General features: G+C 35.8%; 21 protein-coding genes. 10 read left to right on the forward strand and 11 right to left on the reverse strand.

Translation table 11 applies throughout. The annotated features are described in order from the left end of the window. Positions 1 to 40 precede the first annotated feature (40 nt). Positions 41 to 655, forward strand: coding sequence for a hypothetical protein (locus ACXADE_RS02250; protein WP_474978883.1), 615 nt, complete (start codon positions 41 to 43; stop codon positions 653 to 655). A gap of 581 nt (positions 656 to 1,236) precedes the next feature. On the opposite strand, the gene ACXADE_RS02255 is transcribed toward ACXADE_RS02250, so the two are convergent. Beyond that, positions 1,237 to 1,467: a hypothetical protein gene (locus ACXADE_RS02255; protein ID WP_474978884.1), complete on the reverse strand. Its 231-nt coding sequence runs from the start codon at positions 1,465 to 1,467 to the stop codon at positions 1,237 to 1,239. 401 nt (positions 1,468 to 1,868) lie between these two features. On the opposite strand from ACXADE_RS02255, the gene ACXADE_RS02260 reads away from it, so the two are divergent. The 4 genes from ACXADE_RS02260 (at position 1,869) to ACXADE_RS02275 (ending at position 5,623) form a co-directional block, all read left to right on the forward strand. Further along, entirely contained in the window at positions 1,869 to 2,096 is a 228-nt protein-coding gene (locus ACXADE_RS02260; protein ID WP_474978885.1) for a hypothetical protein, read from the forward strand. Further along, positions 2,089 to 2,430, forward strand: a complete 342-nt coding sequence (locus ACXADE_RS02265) for a YolD-like family protein (RefSeq protein WP_474978886.1) — start codon at positions 2,089 to 2,091, stop codon at positions 2,428 to 2,430. The genes ACXADE_RS02260 and ACXADE_RS02265 overlap by 8 nt, the downstream gene beginning before the upstream one ends. A gap of 74 nt (positions 2,431 to 2,504) precedes the next feature. After that, positions 2,505 to 4,106, forward strand: a complete 1,602-nt coding sequence (locus tag ACXADE_RS02270) for an SIR2 family protein (RefSeq protein ID WP_474978887.1) — start codon at positions 2,505 to 2,507, stop codon at positions 4,104 to 4,106. A 317-nt stretch (positions 4,107 to 4,423) separates the two neighbouring features. Further along, positions 4,424 to 5,623: a hypothetical protein gene (locus tag ACXADE_RS02275; protein WP_474978888.1), complete on the forward strand. Its 1,200-nt coding sequence runs from the start codon at positions 4,424 to 4,426 to the stop codon at positions 5,621 to 5,623. 698 nt (positions 5,624 to 6,321) lie between these two features. Here ACXADE_RS02275 and ACXADE_RS02280 read toward each other — a convergent pair. Together ACXADE_RS02280 and ACXADE_RS02285 are read right to left on the reverse strand one after the other, a co-directional pair. Continuing rightward, positions 6,322 to 6,552 (reverse strand): hypothetical protein, encoded by a 231-nt coding sequence (locus ACXADE_RS02280; protein ID WP_474978889.1) that lies wholly within the window; start codon positions 6,550 to 6,552, stop codon positions 6,322 to 6,324. Between the two features lie 93 nt (positions 6,553 to 6,645). Continuing rightward, entirely contained in the window at positions 6,646 to 6,858 is a 213-nt protein-coding gene (locus ACXADE_RS02285) for a hypothetical protein (RefSeq protein WP_474978891.1), read from the reverse strand. A gap of 88 nt (positions 6,859 to 6,946) precedes the next feature. On the opposite strand from ACXADE_RS02285, the gene ACXADE_RS02290 reads away from it, so the two are divergent. Beyond that, positions 6,947 to 7,171 (forward strand): hypothetical protein, encoded by a 225-nt coding sequence (locus tag ACXADE_RS02290; RefSeq protein ID WP_474978892.1) that lies wholly within the window; start codon positions 6,947 to 6,949, stop codon positions 7,169 to 7,171. Between the two features lie 9 nt (positions 7,172 to 7,180). Here ACXADE_RS02290 and ACXADE_RS02295 read toward each other — a convergent pair whose 3' ends face one another. Beyond that, on the reverse strand, positions 7,181 to 7,573 hold the full coding sequence (locus tag ACXADE_RS02295; RefSeq protein WP_474978893.1) for a (deoxy)nucleoside triphosphate pyrophosphohydrolase: 393 nt from the start codon (positions 7,571 to 7,573) through the stop codon (positions 7,181 to 7,183). A gap of 52 nt (positions 7,574 to 7,625) precedes the next feature. Continuing rightward, positions 7,626 to 8,504: an HNH endonuclease gene (locus ACXADE_RS02300; protein ID WP_474978894.1), complete on the reverse strand. Its 879-nt coding sequence runs from the start codon at positions 8,502 to 8,504 to the stop codon at positions 7,626 to 7,628. A gap of 660 nt (positions 8,505 to 9,164) precedes the next feature. Here ACXADE_RS02300 and ACXADE_RS02305 point away from each other — a divergent pair. Then, entirely contained in the window at positions 9,165 to 9,344 is a 180-nt protein-coding gene (locus tag ACXADE_RS02305) for a carbon storage regulator (protein ID WP_474978895.1), read from the forward strand. 70 nt (positions 9,345 to 9,414) lie between these two features. Continuing rightward, entirely contained in the window at positions 9,415 to 10,617 is a 1,203-nt protein-coding gene (locus tag ACXADE_RS02310; RefSeq protein ID WP_474978896.1) for a flagellin N-terminal helical domain-containing protein, read from the forward strand. 851 nt (positions 10,618 to 11,468) lie between these two features. Here the strand turns inward: ACXADE_RS02310 and ACXADE_RS02315 are convergent. From ACXADE_RS02315 to ACXADE_RS02340, 6 genes are all read right to left on the reverse strand, one after another. Next, entirely contained in the window at positions 11,469 to 11,810 is a 342-nt protein-coding gene (locus tag ACXADE_RS02315; RefSeq protein WP_474978897.1) for a hypothetical protein, read from the reverse strand. Between the two features lie 217 nt (positions 11,811 to 12,027). After that, the gene (locus ACXADE_RS02320) at positions 12,028 to 12,960 is read right to left on the reverse strand and encodes a CobW family GTP-binding protein (RefSeq protein ID WP_474978899.1); all 933 of its coding nucleotides are present in this window, start codon (positions 12,958 to 12,960) and stop codon (positions 12,028 to 12,030) included. A 300-nt stretch (positions 12,961 to 13,260) separates the two neighbouring features. Next, the gene (locus ACXADE_RS02325) at positions 13,261 to 14,040 is read right to left on the reverse strand and encodes an MBL fold metallo-hydrolase (RefSeq protein WP_474978900.1); all 780 of its coding nucleotides are present in this window, start codon (positions 14,038 to 14,040) and stop codon (positions 13,261 to 13,263) included. A 136-nt stretch (positions 14,041 to 14,176) separates the two neighbouring features. Then, on the reverse strand, positions 14,177 to 15,010 hold the full coding sequence (locus ACXADE_RS02330; protein ID WP_474978902.1) for a metal ABC transporter permease: 834 nt from the start codon (positions 15,008 to 15,010) through the stop codon (positions 14,177 to 14,179). Further along, positions 15,010 to 15,783 carry a metal ABC transporter ATP-binding protein gene (locus ACXADE_RS02335; protein WP_474978903.1) on the reverse strand — a complete coding sequence of 258 codons (774 nt, stop codon included), beginning with the start codon at positions 15,781 to 15,783 and terminating at the stop codon, positions 15,010 to 15,012. The genes ACXADE_RS02330 and ACXADE_RS02335 overlap by 1 nt, the downstream gene beginning before the upstream one ends. Beyond that, a complete protein-coding gene (locus ACXADE_RS02340; protein WP_474978904.1) occupies positions 15,780 to 16,727 on the reverse strand; it encodes a metal ABC transporter solute-binding protein, Zn/Mn family in 948 nt (315 codons plus the stop codon). Before ACXADE_RS02340 ends, ACXADE_RS02335 begins: the two co-directional genes overlap by 4 nt. A 517-nt stretch (positions 16,728 to 17,244) precedes the next feature. Here ACXADE_RS02340 and ACXADE_RS02345 point away from each other — a divergent pair. Further along, on the forward strand, positions 17,245 to 18,216 hold the full coding sequence (locus tag ACXADE_RS02345) for a CobW family GTP-binding protein (RefSeq protein WP_474978905.1): 972 nt from the start codon (positions 17,245 to 17,247) through the stop codon (positions 18,214 to 18,216). 88 nt (positions 18,217 to 18,304) lie between these two features. After that, positions 18,305 to 19,318, forward strand: a complete 1,014-nt coding sequence (locus ACXADE_RS02350; protein ID WP_474978907.1) for a permease — start codon at positions 18,305 to 18,307, stop codon at positions 19,316 to 19,318. Position 19,319 lies beyond the last annotated feature (1 nt).

Below are 19,319 nucleotides of genomic sequence, written 5' to 3' on the forward strand. Positions count from 1 at the left end.
TATAAACGTCACGGATCGTGACGAATACGGAGGGATTAAGGTGGATATATTTCAAATCAAGACGAAACCCCATGGTAAAGAAAGGTTAAATGAATTTATTCAGGGAGAATTTATTGCAATTGGTTGGCCTGGCATTGGAGATTTTACATCGGTATCGAAAGAAGAAGTGAGAAAAAGGCTAGAAAAAAAGTATTCATATGATAACTCAAGAAGTTTAGGGAATGATTTAGGGAATGTGTGGTCATTTGCTCACACGATGCATGAAGGAGATATTGTCCTTTTCAACGGACATCAGGATACAGTATATATTGTAAAAGTTGGTCCATACAGATATGTGGAAAAGTATGATAATAAGGAAGGAATGGCTCACCAGCGTGACTTTGAATTATTGCAAGTTGCAGAAAAAGAAGATCTTAATCCTAAAATCCAAGAACTACTTCGTAACCGAAGTGCGGTAACAAAGTTTAAATACCCCGTCGAAGCAGCTGAACTAGAAGTATTAAATACTGACTTTTCACTGAAAAAAGTTTCATCTGGAAAAGTTGAAGAAAGTACTATCGAAGAAGCATTAGAAATAATGTATGCTGCTTTAAAATCTGATGATTTTGATTATCGTCTTAAAGCGGCAACTGAACTCCTCAGGTATGCAAAGTAAGATATAAAAGCAAAGAAGCTGACATGAAATTTTGATCAGTTTTTTGTGTGAATGACCTCAATAATATAGGGAGAAGACTTGAAGAAATTCACAAACATACAACATGTAAGTTTGTGAAGTGATTTTCTTGCAGTTCATATCGACTATACGTATTGTGCGGAAATGGTTTTTTATGAAATTACTATGGCTGTAAGGAGCTACTTGACTCTTAATCTATTTGCTATAACATTCGATTTCCACTGCTGAAAAACTACTATTATGACTGGATTCTGACTGGATATGGTTCATGAATACTTATATCTTATTTCACCTAATTAATATACTTTCGCCTTGAAAAACCTATGAAATATGCATCTTAATTCTTATAATAAGGTATTTGTTATGCTCAGGGAATATGGGCGGGATACCGTTTTACCATGAGCATTGGTCGTTAATGGAAGTAGGGAGCCAAATTCCTAAAAAGGTAAGGTTGTTAATCTATCTGGATAACGTATAGGAATGATCTTTGAAAGTTTATAATTAATTTGCTTGGTCTGAAAATACACCTGGCCCGACGGTCTGTTGGGACCAGGTGTATAAAATTAGTGTTTATCCTCTTCTAAATAAAGCTCATCCATTATTAAATCTCCTTGTCCCAAGCCTTCTAAGTAACCCTCGTAAGTAAGAGCTTTAACCTTCAAGCGATTAATTTCATAATCAAGATCCCCAAAATACATATGCATTTCTTTCAAAACTCGTCTTAACTCTTCGTTTAACTCCTGTTTCCCTAGCATTTCTTGCCACTGGTCAATTTTTCGCATAGTTTTATTCATTTATTTTCGCCTCCTTACTTTATTATCGTTAGTTAGGAGGCTTTTGGTGTCATGTTTTGCTAAATTTGTTTTGTGAATTTTATGTAAGCTTGTTTATTCTTTACTCTTAAGCTCAAAATCTTCAACGTCCTCTGTAAATTCTACAGGTATCCCCATAAAATTCATAGACATCATGAGTGGATCTCCTTGTGCATCGAGAACAGGTCTGTTCCTTATTTGTTCTCCCAGCCATTCCTCATTCATCTTTATCTTTTTAGGGTCATCATTAAAAAAATGCTATCTCTAAATCCCTAAATAACTCCATTTATAAGACCTCCATTTTCCAGTTTATTTCACAGCAGATTGTGATATCATAATATAATAACAGAACAAACGTTCGTATTAAAGAGAGGTGAAGACTAATGAACGTAATATTGAATCGTGTTGCAGGTACTAAAGTTAGTCTTGAAGTGATCTATATCGATGGAAAAGGGAATATGAGCCAGAGAAGAATTCGTTTCGTTGAAGATCGAGGAAGTCATATTCTTGTTTATTGCTACAATCGTAAAAAAGTGCGTTCATTTAGAAAGGACGGCATCCTATCGGTGTACCCTTTCAGAGAAAGGAAAGGTGTACCTCTAAATGGATAATCGAAATCGGGATCGAGGGACGATCAAGTGGACGTCTTTGATGCTACCGGAGCATGTAGAGATGGTAAAGCAAGTATGGAAAGAGGACGAACGTGTCGATAAGCCAATTCTGGATGAGCAACAGATGGAGGAAATAAGCTTTGCTTTGCAAAGGGCTATCCATGATGACTTAACCGTAGAAATTAAATACTACAATGGTTTTAACTTTAGTTATACAGTAGTGAAAGTTTATTCCATAGATACAGTAAGTCAAGGTGTACGGTGCATAAATATGACGGATAAACTCAATGTAACGATCCAAATCCAAGACATATCTGACGTAAAGATAGTATAAATTATCCATGTGAACTGTATTTCTATTTTTCTTTATTCTATAATAAGTGTAAATACTTATATTGGAGAGGTTCTATGTCGGATATACAGTCTTTGAACGCAATGGTGGAGAATAATGAATATCCAATTCTCTTTTTTGGTTCTGGGATATCCAAGAGATATAATCAAAAATTCCCTAGCTGGGAAGAGTTGTTAGAAGAATATTGGAACATTATACATCCGGATAAAGATTTTTATGCGGCTCTAAATGCATTATCTAGTGATATTAAAGGCAGTCACCCCGAATATAGTGAAGAAGATGCAGATTACCTTGTTAACATCCAAATTGGAACCCAGATTGCTAAGAAGTTCAACGAGAAATTTGTAAATGAAGAAATAGAAATAGAAGGATTCACCCAAAAAGATGCGTATAAAACTAAAATTTCACCATTCAAAAAGGCATTATCTAATAGGTTTGCTCAAAATCAAATCAAGCAAGAAATGACTAATGAGTTTGAGTTTTTTAAAAAGATCCTCAATAAAACACAAATAATAATAACTACCAACTATGATCAGCTTGTAGAGTATGCTTATAACGATGTAAGCGATGAAAATTTAAACATTTATGTGGGGCAGCGTGGCTTCTTTGAACAGACATTTGGCTGGGCTGAATTATATAAAATACATGGCTGTATTAGCGAGCCAGGATCTATAATTATTGATGAAGATGATTATGCGGCATTTGATAATAATTCTGTGCTCATTAGTGCAAAAATAATTTCTATGCTATTACACTCTCCAATTATCTTCATGGGTTATTCTCTTTCTGATAAGAATATTCGTAAGATTATTAAGGATTTTTCTTCATCTATGACCCCTCACGACATTAAAACCATGAGTTCACGAATTATCATCGTAGAGTGGGACGAAAATGAGGAAGGCATATCTGAACAAATTATTCACGATAGAGACTTAGAGTGCGAATACACATTAATTTCAGTAGCTGATTTTACCTTAGTATATGAATATTTGATAAAGGTAGATCAAGGGGTCCATCCTGCAGAAGTAAGGAAATACCAAAATATAATTAAGCAGCTAATCGTTGATAGTGGACAGAAGGGAAGCTTGAATACCTTACTGTTATCACCTCAGGAGTTAGATGATATAGAGAAGATCATCGGGAATGACCAGCTTGTAGTAGCATTAGGAGATAAAGCCTACATTTTTGCGATGCCTGATTTGATGACTTACACTTTAGATTATTTCTATGGAAAAAAAGAAATTCATACAGATATAGCATTGCGGTTTTTAGCAACTCAACAGCCAAAATCACGTATACCATTCTTAAAACACGTACAAGAAATAGAATTGGACAGAACAAATTTAAATGCAGATGAGAAGGAAAAAGTACGGCAAAGAATTGAAAACTTTAGTGATTTAGAAGGCACGATCAACACTGTTCCAAAACCGTATAGAATAGATATGGAATCTTTGGATGAAATACTAGAAGAAGATTTCAGGAGAGAGAAAGAGATAGAATTAATTTGTTACAATTTCTTATCTCTTGGTTTTTCCGAAGTTGAGGCATATATTGAAAAGCATTTGATGAGACTTAAAGAAGTTTCTGTAAACAAATTCAGTACTGCATTCAGAAGGTTGTTATTAATATATGACCTTTATAAAAACAAAAAAGACTGACGCCTAACCGTATTGGTTGCCATCAGTCTTTTCTTAAAATCTAATTCGATTTTAATTCTATATTACCCATAAGTCAATGAAAATATGTCACTTTTCATTTGTTAATTTTTGGTATTTACCATCTACCTCCTATCCAAGGAGGTTTTTTATTTCAAACGAATTGCTGGATAAATACTTGTTAAATAGTTCATGTTCAATGGACACACTTATCTTCATACCTTTTAGGATTCTACTCCACTTGTTTATGGAGCGAGATTGATAGTCATAAGGTATAGTATAATTTGAAGAACATTAAGAAAAAGGAGTGATGTTAAGTTATGTCAGATGAATTTGAAATAACTAACGATATCGCTAAGAGGAAAAGCAAAGTTGTAAAAGCAAAGACAGACGTTGAATGTTACCCTGCCATTATAAAAGAACAGCTCTGTGTAGCTAAATACACAAAACTGCCTTTATCGCGAGTTTCAACCCTCGGTACAGCCTTTGAGCCATTGACTGCGGCATTTCAAAATGTCATAAATGATGGTGGAACTACAAGTGGATTATATCAAGTAACGATACCACAAGGTACACACCTAGCAAAATTCAAAAATGGTTCAGGATACTTAGGAAGTGTTTTGAAGGGAAATGGTGCAGTAGGTGGCGGACAGGCTGTGTTGAATCCTCTTGTCTTTAATCCAACAATGCTGTTTATGGCTACGACTTTAGCCAACATTGACAAAAAACTCGACAATATCCAAGAAATGCAGCGAGAACTCCTTGATTTTCTTGTACAAAAAGAGAGGTCCGATATAAAAGGTGATCTCAATTTTTTGACGGATGTTCTTCATAGATATAAATACTATTGGAACAACGAAAAATATATAGATAGCAATTATAATATTGTACTGGGTATCAAGCAGGGTGCAGAAAGAAAGATTGAGTTATACAGAGATCAGATAACTACTAAATTAAATAAAAAGTATTTTTTTCATGGGAATCAATGGGTGAAAAAGCAACTTAAAGAAATTTACTATGGTTTTAATGACTACCAACTTGCTTTATATTTGTATTCCTTTTCTTCATTCCTTGAAGTAATTCTTTTAAAAAACTTTAAGTCAGAAGATCTTGGTGGTATTTCTAAAAAAATAGAAGATTATTCACTCAAGTTTTCTGAACTCTCCACTAAGTGCCAGGACAAAATTAAAAAATATGCTCAGTCCTCATTACAGTCCAAAATGTATAAGAGATCAATAACCGCTAGTAGAGGGATAGGAGATACTTTAGCAAATGAGCACCATGACATAAAAAAAATAATTGGCACAACCACAGTATTGGTTAGCAACAAACTGGAAAGGGAACGTTCAGAGAAAACAGAGCAGACTATAAAAAAATTCAAACAAATTACTGAAAAGCAGAACGATTACATTCGACCTTTCGTTGAAAATATTAATACAATAAATAAACTGAATAATCAGTCAATTGAACTCATTTTTGATAAAGAAAACATATACATTGGAACGACAGAAGAACAATAACGATTGTTTTGTATTTAATATGGACAATGAAATTATTAAGAGTACAAGATTACTGTTCAACAGATAATGTTCTGTTCTACGCACAGTCACATTGGTAATGATCAAAAGCCTAATTCTTCAGTGAAAAATAAGAGGAATTAGGCTTTTTCCTTTAAATTACGTTTTTCTATTGGTAAACGCATAGACACCAAATATAACTCACGAAAATCTCACAAAACGAAAATGAAATTAGGAAGGTAACGAAGGTATGTTCGGTGAATCAAGCCCTGAATTTTAAAAAGTGCTTCAGAAACGTTTATTCAAAAAGTTTAGCACATGTTATTTGTAATACTTTCCAATTTGGATATCCAGATATCATTTACTAGATTGGTGCCATCATAAAAATGGCATACTTTTTGACATACTTTCTCTCACCTTGGTTTATTTCCTTTCATCAAGGATAATGGTAATACGTCTAATTCTGCTTATAATTACAGATAATTTGGACTTTATTTTACTTTATTTACCTCAAAGACCCTATGGGCGGCATTATGTTATAAAGTGAAAAACAAACGAAGTGATTCCAAAAAAAAACAGTTCTTTCATCTATTTGGAATATCTGATGAAGAAAACAACTTTAGAAGTCTATAATTAATTTGATTTGGTATAAAAATAAACCTAGCCCCGACAGATTTGCCAGGGCTAGGTTTATTCTTAAATTAGTGTTTGTCCTCTTCCGAATAAAGCTCATCCATAATTAAATCTCCCTGCCCCAATCCTTCTAAGTAACCCTCGTAAGTAAGAGCTTTAACCTTCAAGCGATTAATTTCATAATCAAGATCTCCAAAATACATGTGCATCTCTTTCAAAACTCGTCTTAACTCTTCGTTTAACTCCTGTTTCACTAGAACTTCTTGCCATTTGTCAATTTTTCGCATAGTTTTATTCATTTTTTTTCGCCTCCTTACTTTATAATCGTTAGTTAAGAGGCTTTTGGTGTCATGTTTTGCTGAATTTGTTTTGTGAATTTTATGTAAGCATGGTTACTCTTCAGTTTTAAGCTCGAAATCCTCAACTTCTTCACTAAATTCTACGGGTATCTCCATAAAATTCATCGATATCATGAGTGGATCCCCTTGAGCATCAAGAACAGGCCTATTTCGTATTTGCTTCCCGAGCCAATTTTCGTTCATTTTTATCTTTGTAGCTGTATAATCGTAAAAGATGGCCGTCTCTAAATCCTTGAATTCTCTCATTATTAGCCCTTCATTTTCCAGTTTCCTTCTTATTTAGATGTGATATTATATATAATAACAGAACAAACGTTCGTGTTAAAGGGGGGATATGGAAGAGTTATTGAATCGTGCTACAGGAACTAAGGAAAGCCTTGAAATGATTTATATCGATGGAAAGGGGAACGTGAGCCAGAGAAAAATTCGGGTTGTAGAAGTCCGAAAAAATCATGTCCTTGCTTATTGCTACAACCGAATGAAAGTTCGTTCATTTAGGAAGAGCGGAATTCTATCTGTTTATCCTTATAAAGATAAAAGGAAATTGGTCAATGTATAAAATACTATTTCACATTTCATACATTATACGAGTAACAGTGGGAATGTCTGCAGGTGTCCACTTAAGATTTCTAAGTTCTATAATATTCACCCACCGTAATTCTTCATGTTCAGTGGCCTCAGGGACCCCAGCAATAATTTCAGCTTTATATGTAGAAAGGTTTATAATGTGGGAGTTACTCTCCTGAGTGGTTTCTTCAACTCTAGACTGGACAACTATGTCACAATTAAGTTCTTCTTTTATTTCTCTCTTAAGTGCTTCCTCTGATGTTTCGTTTTCTTTAATTTTGCCTCCTGGAAACTCCCAATGGAGACCAAGTGACATATTCGCACTTCTTAATGCGCAAAGGATATAACCATTACTCATAATGACAGCTCCCACAACATTAATTATTGGCTTCAATACTAATTCCTCCTAGTAACTCTCCTCAATATGCATTTTTTAGAGCTTGAATTTATTCACCCATTTTATTAGTTAGAGTATTTTCTTTCTCTGAGATTAATTCAACAATATACTTGTTGAATTCTTTGGCATCCTTACTGTAATGAGCTTTTCGATGGCAATTAGGACAGATCGCAGCTACGTTTTTAGGGTGATCAGGGCCGCCATCCGAAAGTCTTTGCAAATGATGTACTTCAAGAAAGGGACTTCCATCTTGTGTTTCAAAGGGAGCGTCTTCTTTACATGCTTCGCAAATTCGGTTAGCCCTTTTTAGAGCATATTTTTTAATTGCTGCTGCTCGCTTACGGATAATTGTTTTGCGTTGTTGGTAGGTTGAACTCTGGTAATCATTCACATTTTTTAGAGCAATGTTACGCAAGTCACTTAGATCGTTTGAATCTGTTGAGGGTTCTGTGCTATTGCTATCATTATTTATTTTCTGCGTGGTCTCAAACTCAAAGACAATCATCTTTCTGTGATTTCCTTCTTTATCGTTACCTGTAATATAATGATATCCAATGTTAATAAGTTGGTCTTTAAATTCATACATTCCAGAAGGTGCTTTATCTAGCTTCTCGAATAAATAAACATCTTTCCCGTTCTTAATATGTTCTCTTAGTGCTTTGTTTCCCTCTTTAAAAACTTGGTCTCCAGATTGTCCTTCACCTGTATAAAAGAATGTACTGGCATCTTGCCAGCCATCTTTATAACCGTAATCTTCTCCAGATTTGCCAGAAAAGATGAATATAATTGGGTGATTCCTGCAGGCTGATATTCCTCTCTGTCTATTACCTCCGAATTCATCATGAATGTCAGAGCGTTTATATACTTGTCCTTTAACAAAAGGATAAATGCTTTTTGGCTTCTTCTTCCATTTATTTTGTTGTGACATGATTCTCTCTCCTTTCTATTATCTAGCATTACGTAAATTGTATGGGTAAGTGATAGGATATGACAATAATATATGAGAAAACTCGATTCATGTTAATAAAAATGGGGCAGAAAATGGGGCAGATTTTCTGCCCCATTTTTATTAGTCTACTTCTTCATTAATCATAAAGAACGTTGATTTAAGAGTGTTCTGTCAGGCCTCATCGAATCCAATCATACCCACACCCACAGCCTTCTAAGCTGTAGGTCGTTTTGAACCATTTTTAGGTGCTACTTGCGACTGGATATTGACTGGATTTTCATTATTAATATTGATATCTTATTTAATCTCATACTATTCTGGTTAAGATGGGAAACCGATTCTATAGGGGTTTTAATATCATATATATTATTTAGTTGATACAGTGAATGGTCGGCACGAGTGATGTGTTTTATTCTTAAACTTCATTTATGGATAGATCATCAAGATATACTTATAGAGTTGATATTCTCAGTAAATATGTAAGCATTATTGATGAAAATATAGAATGTCATTATGTAAAGAGCTCTCAAAAGGTGGAGGGCTTTTTTATATAAATAGAAAACCTTTTCTGTCTTTTTCCTAAACATATAGACACATGATCCGATACTATTATTGAAAGCATCAAGGAGGATGATTTTAATGGCTTTAGTATTGGGCAGGAAGCCTGGAGAAAAATTAATTATTGAACATAATGAAGAGCTCTGTGAGATTGAAGTAGTAAAATCTCCAGAAGGACACTTACGATTGAAGCTTTCAGGAGATAAAACCTTTAACTTCTATCGTGAGGAAATATTCAATGGTAATGACTCTATAAAGTAGAGTGATTATAGATTATGTAGCCAAATGGATGTGGCTATGTAGAAAAACAAATTACATGGAGGTTTTTTTAATGAGAATTAATCACAACATCGCGGCGCTAAATACGCACCGTCAATTAGGTCAAGCAAACAATGCTCAACAAAATTCAATGGAGAAGCTGTCTTCTGGACTCCGTATTAACAATGCCTCAGATGATGCAGCTGGTCTAGCAATTTCAGAGAAAATGCGTGGCCAAATCCGTGGTCTGGATCAGGCACAAAAAAATGCTCAAGACGGTATTTCAATGACCCAAACTGCAGAAGGGGCATTAAATGAGACCCATGATATTCTGCAAAAAATGCGTGAACTCGCAACACAAGCTGCAAATGATACTAACACAGAAACAGATCGTGGGGAAATTCAAAAAGAGGTTAACCAGTTAACATCAGAGATTAATCGAATTGGTAATACTACTGAATTTAACACTCAAAAATTGTTGGATGGGGGAAGTAACCCAGAAGTTACTACAGTTACCGCTGGTGTAACTGGAGAAACAGGACCTCCAGTAGTAGCCGCAGTAGCAGGGGTATATGAATTCGATTTAGATGTTTCTAGTCTTGAAGATGGTCAAAGTATAACGATTGAATCAAATGAATACACGTATCAAGCTGATGGTTCTGGTGATTTTAGTAATGTTTCTCAATTAACTACAGCTATTGGTAATGATACAAATTATACAGCTACTGAAAGTAATGGAACATTCACTTTGACTCAAACTGCGGGGAATGAATCACCAACTGGCCCTGAAGTAAGTGCCAAACTTGGTTTTACTGCTAGCTTTCAAGTAGGCGCTAACGAAGGACAAAGCATGTCTATCGAAATAGACGATATGCGGGCAAATGCATTGGGATTAACAGGAGATGCTGGAACTGGAAATTTTGCTGCTACTAACAATGTTACCGATGGTACTAATAACCAGAATGTTGAAGCTTCTCTTGATGTTTCTACTCACGAGAAAGCATCAAATGCTATTACTCAAATTAATGAAGCAATTGAGCAAGTATCAGCTCAACGTTCTGACCTTGGTGCATACCAAAACCGCTTGGATCACACTATTAATAACCTTGGTACTTCGTCTGAAAATTTAACTGCTGCTGAATCTCGTATTCGTGATGTAGATATGGCTAAGGAAATGATGAATCAGACGAAATCTTCTATTTTGTCTCAAGCTTCTCAAGCGATGCTTGCAAAAGCAAACCAGCAGCCACAAGGTGTTCTTCAACTTCTACGGTAATTAATACTAAGAGAACCCGCTCATTCTATGAGTGGGTTTTTTCGTAGTTTCATTTATTATATACTGCAGATCTTAATGAAGAAACTCTTCATAACTAAAGGGGGCAGAAATGGGGTAGGATAATATAATTTTTACCCCAATTGTATTAGAAAAGGGAGTGATTAATACTGTAAAAGATTGATTTATAGAGTGTAACCCAACAATATTGCTATGAATAATGTGTGCTCCAACACATTTCTTAGATATAGGTCGTTTTATGGCTGGTTTGAAGTGGCACTCCTGACTGGATATTGACTGGATTTTCTTTATTTATATTGATATTTTATTTAATCTCATACCAATATTGTAAAGTTAGATAGCCGATTATATAGGCTTTTTCACATCTTATTCTTTAATATTTAGTTAGTACAGAGAATGGGCGGCATGATGTAATAACGCCCAAAACCTTATTATGAAGGCGATCATAGCCTTATTTAATCCTTAATTGACATACTTTTTGTCATTCTTGGAGATAAAAAACTTTTTAAATGAAGCCTCTCATAAGTTCTTTGAACTTATGAGAGGCTTTTTCTTTTTGAAATAAATCTACAATTCAGGGAAAATAATTTTATTGAAAAATATTTTTGTAATAGACAGAATATTTTGTTATATTCAGTTTCTAATAAAGAATTAAGATTTTTTAGTGCACTAAAAATGAAGAAGGCCTTATGAATGGTTACGAATTTTCATGAGGTGTGATTCCCCCAATTCCTACCTCTTTGTATAAGTACGAGACATTAAACCGAGTAGGAATGGGGAATCTAATAGATTTCTTAATTGATGCTGAAGTAGATGGTGTGTAGAGAGATAACCTATTTAAGGGTAACTAATTCTACAGGTCCGTGGTCATCACAATGATCACCGTGGACATGGTGTAGACGTCCATTTACCAAGTAGTCCATATGATCCCCATGTGGAACTAATTCATGCCCGCAGTCACTATCATGATTACATCCACAATTCATGGGAGCACACTGATCGGGGTTGGTTTCTGTAACTGGAATCTTACATTCATCCCAGTGACCATTATGCTCATGATGAAGGTGACCGTTATGCACATAATCAATGTGATCATCGTGCTTTATTTTTGTGTGACCACATGAAAGACTATGCTTGTGAGGGTGGTGCTCATGTACTTCGTGTCCATTTTCCATAAATAAACCTCCTTTGTAGTATTCTTAACGTTACAATTATAAAATCTCCTGAACACACGTTTATTAAACATAAAATGATGATTCAATCCAGATGAAAAAATCATACATATTCTAGTGGTTACACATTTAAGAGGTTGCACCTAAGCATGAATTGGCAATCATGCTTAGGTGCAACCTCTTATTTAAATGAGTATCCTATATTTTTATTTTCGATTCTTTACTTAATAGCAGAAGATTCTTTCTCGACTTCAATTAGTTTCTTTTTTAAATCAAAGTGATCAAGATTTTCACCAATAAACACCAGATTATTTTCTAAGTTTAAAGGGGAGGGGGTAAAACTCGGCATGCCATAAGAATATTGAAAAAGAAACGTTCCTCGATGATCTTTTAGACGTATATACCCCTTGATACGGTATATATTTTCAGGCATTGACTTCAAGAACTCTTCGAAAAATTTCTTATGGACTGGAGAAGAAAATGTATGAACATATGTCTTAATGTGCAGGTGATCTATAGTACTTTCTTTTTCACGTTCCCTTCGTTGTTTATCTTCTCTATTTAAAAATGTCTCCCAAGGAACTTGGGCATACTTTGTTGCATGTACCTTTCGGGTGGGATTTATTTCCATTAATTCCCTGATCAGTTTCTCTTTATTTCGTTTAGTGAGCTGATCTGACTTGTTGAGTATTACAATATCCGCATGTTTTACCTGTTCTGTGATGAGTTTCCTAAGCGGTACACTTAGGTTATGTCTTCCTGCCCAACTGTATGGATCCACCATGGTGATTATTGAATGGACCTTGATTTTATTAGATAGAAGAGGGGTTAAACAAGCATCTAATACTTCAACAGGGTGTGCAACCCCAGTGGTTTCAATGTATATGACGTCTAAATCATAATGAAGTAAAATATCAGAAATTTGGGTCTCTAACTTATCTGAAAGGGTGCAACAGACACATCCGTTTAGAAGTTCTTTCAAAGGTGTGTTTTCAGGCAATGCATGAGTGTCAATGGGTAGTTCGCCAGATTCATTCATGATCACCCCGACTTTTCGCCTCTGTTGATGTTCTTCTTCAAGAATTCGTTGTAAGAGGGTCGTTTTACCTGAACCTAAAAATCCAGAAAGGATATGGACTTCGGTGTGTTTCATGATTAACACTCCTGTACAATTAGTCGTTGCATTAAATCGGGTTCCACATAGTCAAAGCTCCATTAAAGTGGCGGGGGCAGTTGTATTATACCCCCATTTTCATGTAGGACATGAGGATCGATACATTATTGTATCTGTTCTTCAGAAGTTTTTGTAACCATTACTGGTACACTTCTTTAAAATATCTTGATAGTACCGAAAGTGAACACCGTTTGAAATGAGACACTTCCTGTTTGCATGTATTGCTAACTCATCGAGCAGGTTGTTTACTCAATTAAATTTCTCTTTACTGTTTTTATATTAATCGAGCAGGGAGTTCCACTTATAAGTACCATTATGTTGTTGAATATACCCCAGACCTGGAAATGGGTAATGACAAACAAATAACATGATGCCTTGCTGTTCGGCAAAATCTATGATGGTTTTTCTGGTTTGACGCCCTTTTTCTGGTGATATCTCCAACCCGATATGAGAGGAGAGGTGGTTAAGTGTACATGGATCACTTAATATATCAGACACCACGAGTAGTTTTTGATTTTGTGAATTTACCATTACTGCCAGGTGTCCGTTAGTGTGCCCTGGGGTATGGAGAAGCTTAATTCCCGGAACTATTTCTGTGTCATCTTTAATAAGGGTGGTACAGTTTTCTAAGTTAGACAGAATTTCGTATTCTTTCGAAGATTGTTTTGCCGCCCACATTTCCCATTCTGCTGCATGAAGATAATAGCTTGCATTAGGAAAGGCAGGCTCCCCCTTAATCACAGATCCTCCAATATGATCTAAATGTCCATGGGTTAGAATGACATGATCGATGTCAGACCTGTTTATTCCATGATTATTTAACGCTTGTATTAATAGACCAGCGTCTTCGCACTCCTTGCCAAACCCTGTGTCTATTAAAATATTTTCATTATCTATTTTAAGGTGAATAAAATTTAGAGGAGCATGGAATTCTTTCGGGAATTGTTGAGTGATATGATCAGGTGTATTGGCGAGGAAAAACTCTCTAGTAACAGGCATCTCCCCATCAGACATCACCAAAGCACTGTAGTTACCTATGGTAAAAGAAAAAGTATTCATAAATTAACCTCCTAGGTATTGGGATAAAAATAAGAAGCAAACTTCATGGAGAGACCGTTTAACAGCTTCTAATTTCTTTTGGTCTTAATAGTAAATATCAGGTCGTAGTAATCCAAATCAGAGTGATGCTATTGTATTACATTACAGCTTTTTTTAGCCTAAAACTCTTTTTCAGCAAATTAAAGCTGTAGCATAGAAAATAAGACAATCCGGATAGCAAAATAATGGTAGCCCCTGAAGGTATATTAAATGAATAAGAAATCCAAAGGCCTCCCACGGTAAATATCAAGCAAAAACCTGTGGCGAGCGTAATCATATGACCTAACTTTTTAGTGAAGAATTTTGCGGAAGAAGGCGGAGATGTTACTAGTGCAAATATTAACAAAAACCCTACAACTTGAATCAGTACCACGATTGCTAGTCCTAACAGGATAAATAATATTAATTCCAACCAGTTCGATTTTATACCTTGAACTTTTGCGAACTCTTCATCTAATAAAAAGATTTTATAGGCGTTATAGAAGAGTAGGAAGGTCCCGGTGACCAATATGGTAATAAGGACCATAGCTCTTATTTCAGAACTAGGAACAGTTAATATGTTACCAAAAAGATACGTTGTTAAATCAGGTGGATATCCATCCATGAAAGCTATAAATAGAATTCCGAGCGCCATACCCATTGACCATAATAGTCCAATCAGAACGTCGGTATTCCCTTTCGAATACCGATTAATCCTGCCTATTCCTACTGAAGAACTAACAGAAAACAGTAAAGCACCTAACATGGGAGAGAAACCTGCCAGATAGGATAAGCCGATACCACCAAAAGCTGCGTGAGCTACTCCACCACTTAACATGATCATTTTTTTCTCCATCACAATAGTGCCAATAAATCCACAGACAATACTGGTTAATATAGCAGCTATTAGTGCATGTTGAAGATACGCATATTCAGTAAGTGCCGTCCACATTATTCTACCTCCTCGTGATTTTCCAACACTCGATGCCTGCCCTTTTTAGCGTGTGATATAATATCGACATTTGTCCCATACGTTTCATAAATGACGTCCTCTGGTAACTCGAATCCTCCATGGTAATGCAATTTCTGGTTTAAACACGCAACTGTTTCGGTAAAGTAGGAAACCACCGTTGTATCATGAGAAACTACGATAATCGTCCTATCTTTCTTTAATTCCGATAAGAGGTGATAGATATCTTCACTTGAGGATTTATCCACACTGGCTGTGGGTTCATCTAACATGAGTACATCGGGATTGGAGACGAGAGCTCGGGCTACTAGAACCCTTTGGAATTGTCCTCCTGATAACTCCCCGATTTGTCTATTTAGTAAGTCTTCTAACCCCAATTGGTTTAATGTTTCCCTAGCTGCTTTTTTATCTCTTTTTGTATAGCGATGGAGAGGGCCGATTTTTTTATAAAATCGACCCATAAGTACTAAGTCATATACTGTAATAGGAAAGCTCTTATCAAAATTAGAAAATTGAGGTACATAGCCAATACGAGCTTTACGATTTGTTTCGCTGGACTTATTTATATTAACCGTCCCACTTGAAGGTGAAATCAATCCCAGCATCGCCTTTAATAATGTGGTCTTTCCACCACCGTTAGGACCTATAATCGTTAAGAACTCTTTCTCTTTTATACTGAGATTGACATTAGATAGTGCCTTGACACTTCCATAATTCACATTAAGGTTGTTCACCTCAATAATCGTTTGTTTCATGAAGATTCCAAAACTTTCTTAAATGTTTCCGTCATATTTTTTATGTTATTAATATAAGCTGGATTTAATGGCGAAATCTCTTTTGTCTCTCCATTAATTGCTTCTGCCACGGAATTTGCTTGTTCAGAACTAATTTCTTTTTGATAAAAAATTGCTTTGATGTTTTTCTTTTCGGCTAAATCGATGATCTCTTCCAGTCGTTCCGGAGCTGCCTCTTTGCCACCTTTCTGAAGAGCGACCATTTCTAAATTATAATCCTTAGCATAATATCCAAAGGCTGGGTGGTATACGATGAATGTTCTATTTTCTATTGGTTCAAGCGTATCTTCAATTTCAGTATCTAATTGTTCTAGTTTTTGGTTGTATTGCTCCGCATTTTCTTCATACAATTCTTTGTTACCAGGGTCAGCTTCTCCTAGTACTTCCGCAATTTTATCCACCATTACTTGCACACGTTTTGGGGACATCCATACGTGGGAATCTCTTCCTCCAGAAGGAAATTGTCTTTCCTCATACTTTTCAGCAGCTGCATTTGCCAGGTTCACAATGTTGATATCCTCATTTAAATCTTTTTGCGATAGTATATTAGCTTTTTCAGTAGGAACGCCAATGGAGAAATAGATATCAGAATTACTAAATTTATTCATTAGCTTTGGAGTCGGTTCATAATTCGCCGGGCTATTACCAGGGGGAATCATTGTGACAATATTCACTTTATCACCTGCCACTTTTTCCACAAACGTCGCTTGAGGTACTACTGAAACAGCTATTGTAAGATTCCCATCTTCATTATTGCTTTTTTCATTTTCTGAAGTTTCCTTTTCAGAAACACTTTCTTCGTCTGTTGAGTCCTCAGTGGAATTTTCTTCTCCTTGTCCACTGCAAGCTGTGAAAACCCCTACAATCAGAATTAGGAAGATACCTAAGTATATTTTTTTGTTCATTTCATAGTTCCCCTTTCTTGATTTTTTGATCAAAACGTAACAGTTACGAATTGTAAAGCAATAAAAAAAGATAGTCAATAAATAGCATTAAGAAAAAGTATGGCTTTGGCTGAGAATCAGACAACAGATGTGAGCCCCGGTAGTGTTTAACATTAAAGGTAGAACATATAGGCGATGAAAAAACAGTTATGAAATTGTAAGAAGAGGTCTATACAATGCATAAAGCATAATTCAATGTTCAAGTATTTTATATGAAATAATCTCAAGTTTAGTAGACACATGATCATTATGGTTTTATGTTTTTTCTTTTGATCTTATACATACCTGTCCACGAATGCCGATTATTATTGTGCTTACTCTATTTACACCGCCATATCTAATATGGAGTACTCCAATCGAGTGAGTCATTTTTCTTAATTTATGTGAAAAGCCATGGTCATCAGGTATATTTCTTCTTTTCAAATAGTAGAGTGTAGTAAATAGTAACAATTACCATTTATTAGAGGGGATGTTAATGATGACTATACCGATTTATACCATTAGTGGATTCTTAGGAAGTGGAAAAACGACAGTTTTATTGAAGATGATAGAGGAATGTGAAAAGAATAATCTTCGGGTGGGCGTGATTTTAAACGAACTGGGAGAAGTAAATATAGAAAAACCTCTATTTAAAGAACAAAACGTGAAAGAACTATTAAACGGTTGCATATGCTGTACTATAAAAGAAGATTTAAAAACAACGTTAGATGAATTGATTATGGAGATGCAATTCAATAAATTGGACCTGCTATTAATTGAAGGAACAGGCGTTTCCAATCCTCTGGAAGTGAAGAAAGTATTAGAAGATCCTAGTTACGCTTCTCTTTTCGAATTATACTCTATGATTAGCTTGATTGACTCTAGTACTTTTATAGAGTATCAAAGTGTTTTTTCAAGTACTGCCGATATAAGGAAACTGTTGGAAGAACAGATTACCAGTGCCACTATCATTTTGTTAAATAAACTAGACCTTTCTAAAGGGAAAATGTTAAATAAAGCCATCAAGAAAATTAAAGGTCTCGTTGGAGAATCCGTCCCCATCTTTCAGACGTCCTATGGGAATGTCCCTCTGTCAGAGTTATTCAAGAAGCGGATAGATCACCTTCCCATTTCTATTCATTCAGAAATTAGAGAAGAGGTCCCTCATTCTCATCATCACCACCATAACCATTCTGGGTTACATGCAGTGAAGATTGATCCTGTACCAATAATCAAGAGACGTGAACTGGAAAATTGGTTGGGTCACTTACCTGAAGCTATATTAAGAGGAAAAGGGGTCGTGAATCTTGAAGGCCACGAAGGGCTTTATTCCTTTCAGCTTTCTTCCAACACTCTTACATTTGAAAAAATTCAACATCCGGCTCGGATGCGTCCTGCTATAATCTTGATCGGTAATCAGCTCCAGCGAACAGAACTATTGAATAGCTTCAACCGGTTAGTAAAAAAATAAAATGATTAAAACACTTAATCTTATAAGCTGGCTGTAGATCCTTGACGTTGGTTCGTTAAAAGGGAAGAGCATAGGATAGGAGGAGCGTATGACTTTTAGGATTTACGGAACATTGTTGGATGTTACGGCAGTTTTGGCTTTCGTCATGGTTGCTTATTTTGTTACCTACAGTCAATGGGTTGGAGAGAGTTCTTTTTTAATCCTTCCCGATTCCTTCAAACAGCTGAATACGATCTTCCTTAGTCTAATCATTGAGGCTATTCCTTTTGTACTCATAGGTGTTCTTATTGCAGGGTGTATTCAAATGTTTGTTACAGAAGAGCATGTAAAGCGATGGATTCCCCAAAATAAGTATCGGGCCATTATGATGGGGTGTTTGGTAGGGGCTGTATTTCCAGCTTGTGAATGTGGAATTGTACCAATCGTCCGGCGATTAGTAGCAAAAGGGGTGCCGTTGCATGCAAGCATTGGATTTCTGCTGACTGGACCCTTGATTAACCCTATTGTAATTTTATCGACCTATATGGCCTTTGGAAATGATTTAAGAATGGCAGGTTTACGGATGGGGGGAGGATTTGTTGCGGCGCTGCTGATCTCCCTCTTGATCAGTTCTTTTTTTAAGTCAAACCAGCTCAAGCACTCTGTTTCCAATTTGTATGGATCTGAAAGTGGTCCTCGGGTAGAGGTTTCCTTCATGGAAAAGCTTAAGGGTATGTGTGTACATTCCATTGATGAATTCTTTGACATGGGGAAGTACTTAATTATTGGAGCTTTCGTTGCTGCCTTTGTTCAAACGTATGTACAAGCCCAGTCCCTCTTTTTGTTTGGGGAAGGGTTGATGGGGTCAACGGTTGTCATGATGGGAATGGCTTTCTTTCTATCCTTATGTTCGGAAGCAGACGCTTTCATTGGAGCTTCCTTTAGTAGTTTGTTTCCTTCCGGCGCTGTTTTAGCCTTTTTAATCTATGGACCTATGATTGATTTGAAAAATACCATTATGCTGTTGAGTGTGTTTAAATCCAGGTTTGTTTTGACATTATTCTTGTCAATTACTGTCATTGTCTTCCTATGTACAATCACTATTTCTCTGGTGGGCAGGTGAG

It is taken from the genome of Halobacillus sp. ABR2_026, assembly GCF_056158545.1.

Bases quoted from the DNA above. Each gene is read 5' to 3' on its own strand.
- ACXADE_RS02255 (WP_474978884.1), bottom strand. From the start codon at position 1,467: ATGAATAAAACTATGCGAAAAATTGACCAGTGGCAAGAAATGCTAGGG.
- ACXADE_RS02260 (WP_474978885.1), top strand. From the start codon at position 1,869: ATGAACGTAATATTGAATCGTGTTGCAGGTACTAAAGTTAGTCTTGAA.
- ACXADE_RS02265 (WP_474978886.1), top strand. From the start codon at position 2,089: ATGGATAATCGAAATCGGGATCGAGGGACGATCAAGTGGACGTCTTTG.
- ACXADE_RS02270 (WP_474978887.1), top strand. From the start codon at position 2,505: ATGTCGGATATACAGTCTTTGAACGCAATGGTGGAGAATAATGAATAT.
- ACXADE_RS02275 (WP_474978888.1), top strand. From the start codon at position 4,424: ATGTCAGATGAATTTGAAATAACTAACGATATCGCTAAGAGGAAAAGC.
- ACXADE_RS02280 (WP_474978889.1), bottom strand. From the start codon at position 6,552: ATGAATAAAACTATGCGAAAAATTGACAAATGGCAAGAAGTTCTAGTG.
- ACXADE_RS02285 (WP_474978891.1), bottom strand. From the start codon at position 6,858: ATGAGAGAATTCAAGGATTTAGAGACGGCCATCTTTTACGATTATACA.
- ACXADE_RS02290 (WP_474978892.1), top strand. From the start codon at position 6,947: ATGGAAGAGTTATTGAATCGTGCTACAGGAACTAAGGAAAGCCTTGAA.
- ACXADE_RS02300 (WP_474978894.1), bottom strand. From the start codon at position 8,504: ATGTCACAACAAAATAAATGGAAGAAGAAGCCAAAAAGCATTTATCCT.
- ACXADE_RS02305 (WP_474978895.1), top strand. From the start codon at position 9,165: ATGGCTTTAGTATTGGGCAGGAAGCCTGGAGAAAAATTAATTATTGAA.
- ACXADE_RS02310 (WP_474978896.1), top strand. From the start codon at position 9,415: ATGAGAATTAATCACAACATCGCGGCGCTAAATACGCACCGTCAATTA.
- ACXADE_RS02315 (WP_474978897.1), bottom strand. From the start codon at position 11,810: ATGGAAAATGGACACGAAGTACATGAGCACCACCCTCACAAGCATAGT.
- ACXADE_RS02320 (WP_474978899.1), bottom strand. From the start codon at position 12,960: ATGAAACACACCGAAGTCCATATCCTTTCTGGATTTTTAGGTTCAGGT.
- ACXADE_RS02325 (WP_474978900.1), bottom strand. From the start codon at position 14,040: ATGAATACTTTTTCTTTTACCATAGGTAACTACAGTGCTTTGGTGATG.
- ACXADE_RS02330 (WP_474978902.1), bottom strand. From the start codon at position 15,010: ATGTGGACGGCACTTACTGAATATGCGTATCTTCAACATGCACTAATA.
- ACXADE_RS02335 (WP_474978903.1), bottom strand. From the start codon at position 15,783: ATGAAACAAACGATTATTGAGGTGAACAACCTTAATGTGAATTATGGA.
- ACXADE_RS02340 (WP_474978904.1), bottom strand. From the start codon at position 16,727: ATGAACAAAAAAATATACTTAGGTATCTTCCTAATTCTGATTGTAGGG.
- ACXADE_RS02345 (WP_474978905.1), top strand. From the start codon at position 17,245: ATGACTATACCGATTTATACCATTAGTGGATTCTTAGGAAGTGGAAAA.
- ACXADE_RS02350 (WP_474978907.1), top strand. From the start codon at position 18,305: ATGACTTTTAGGATTTACGGAACATTGTTGGATGTTACGGCAGTTTTG.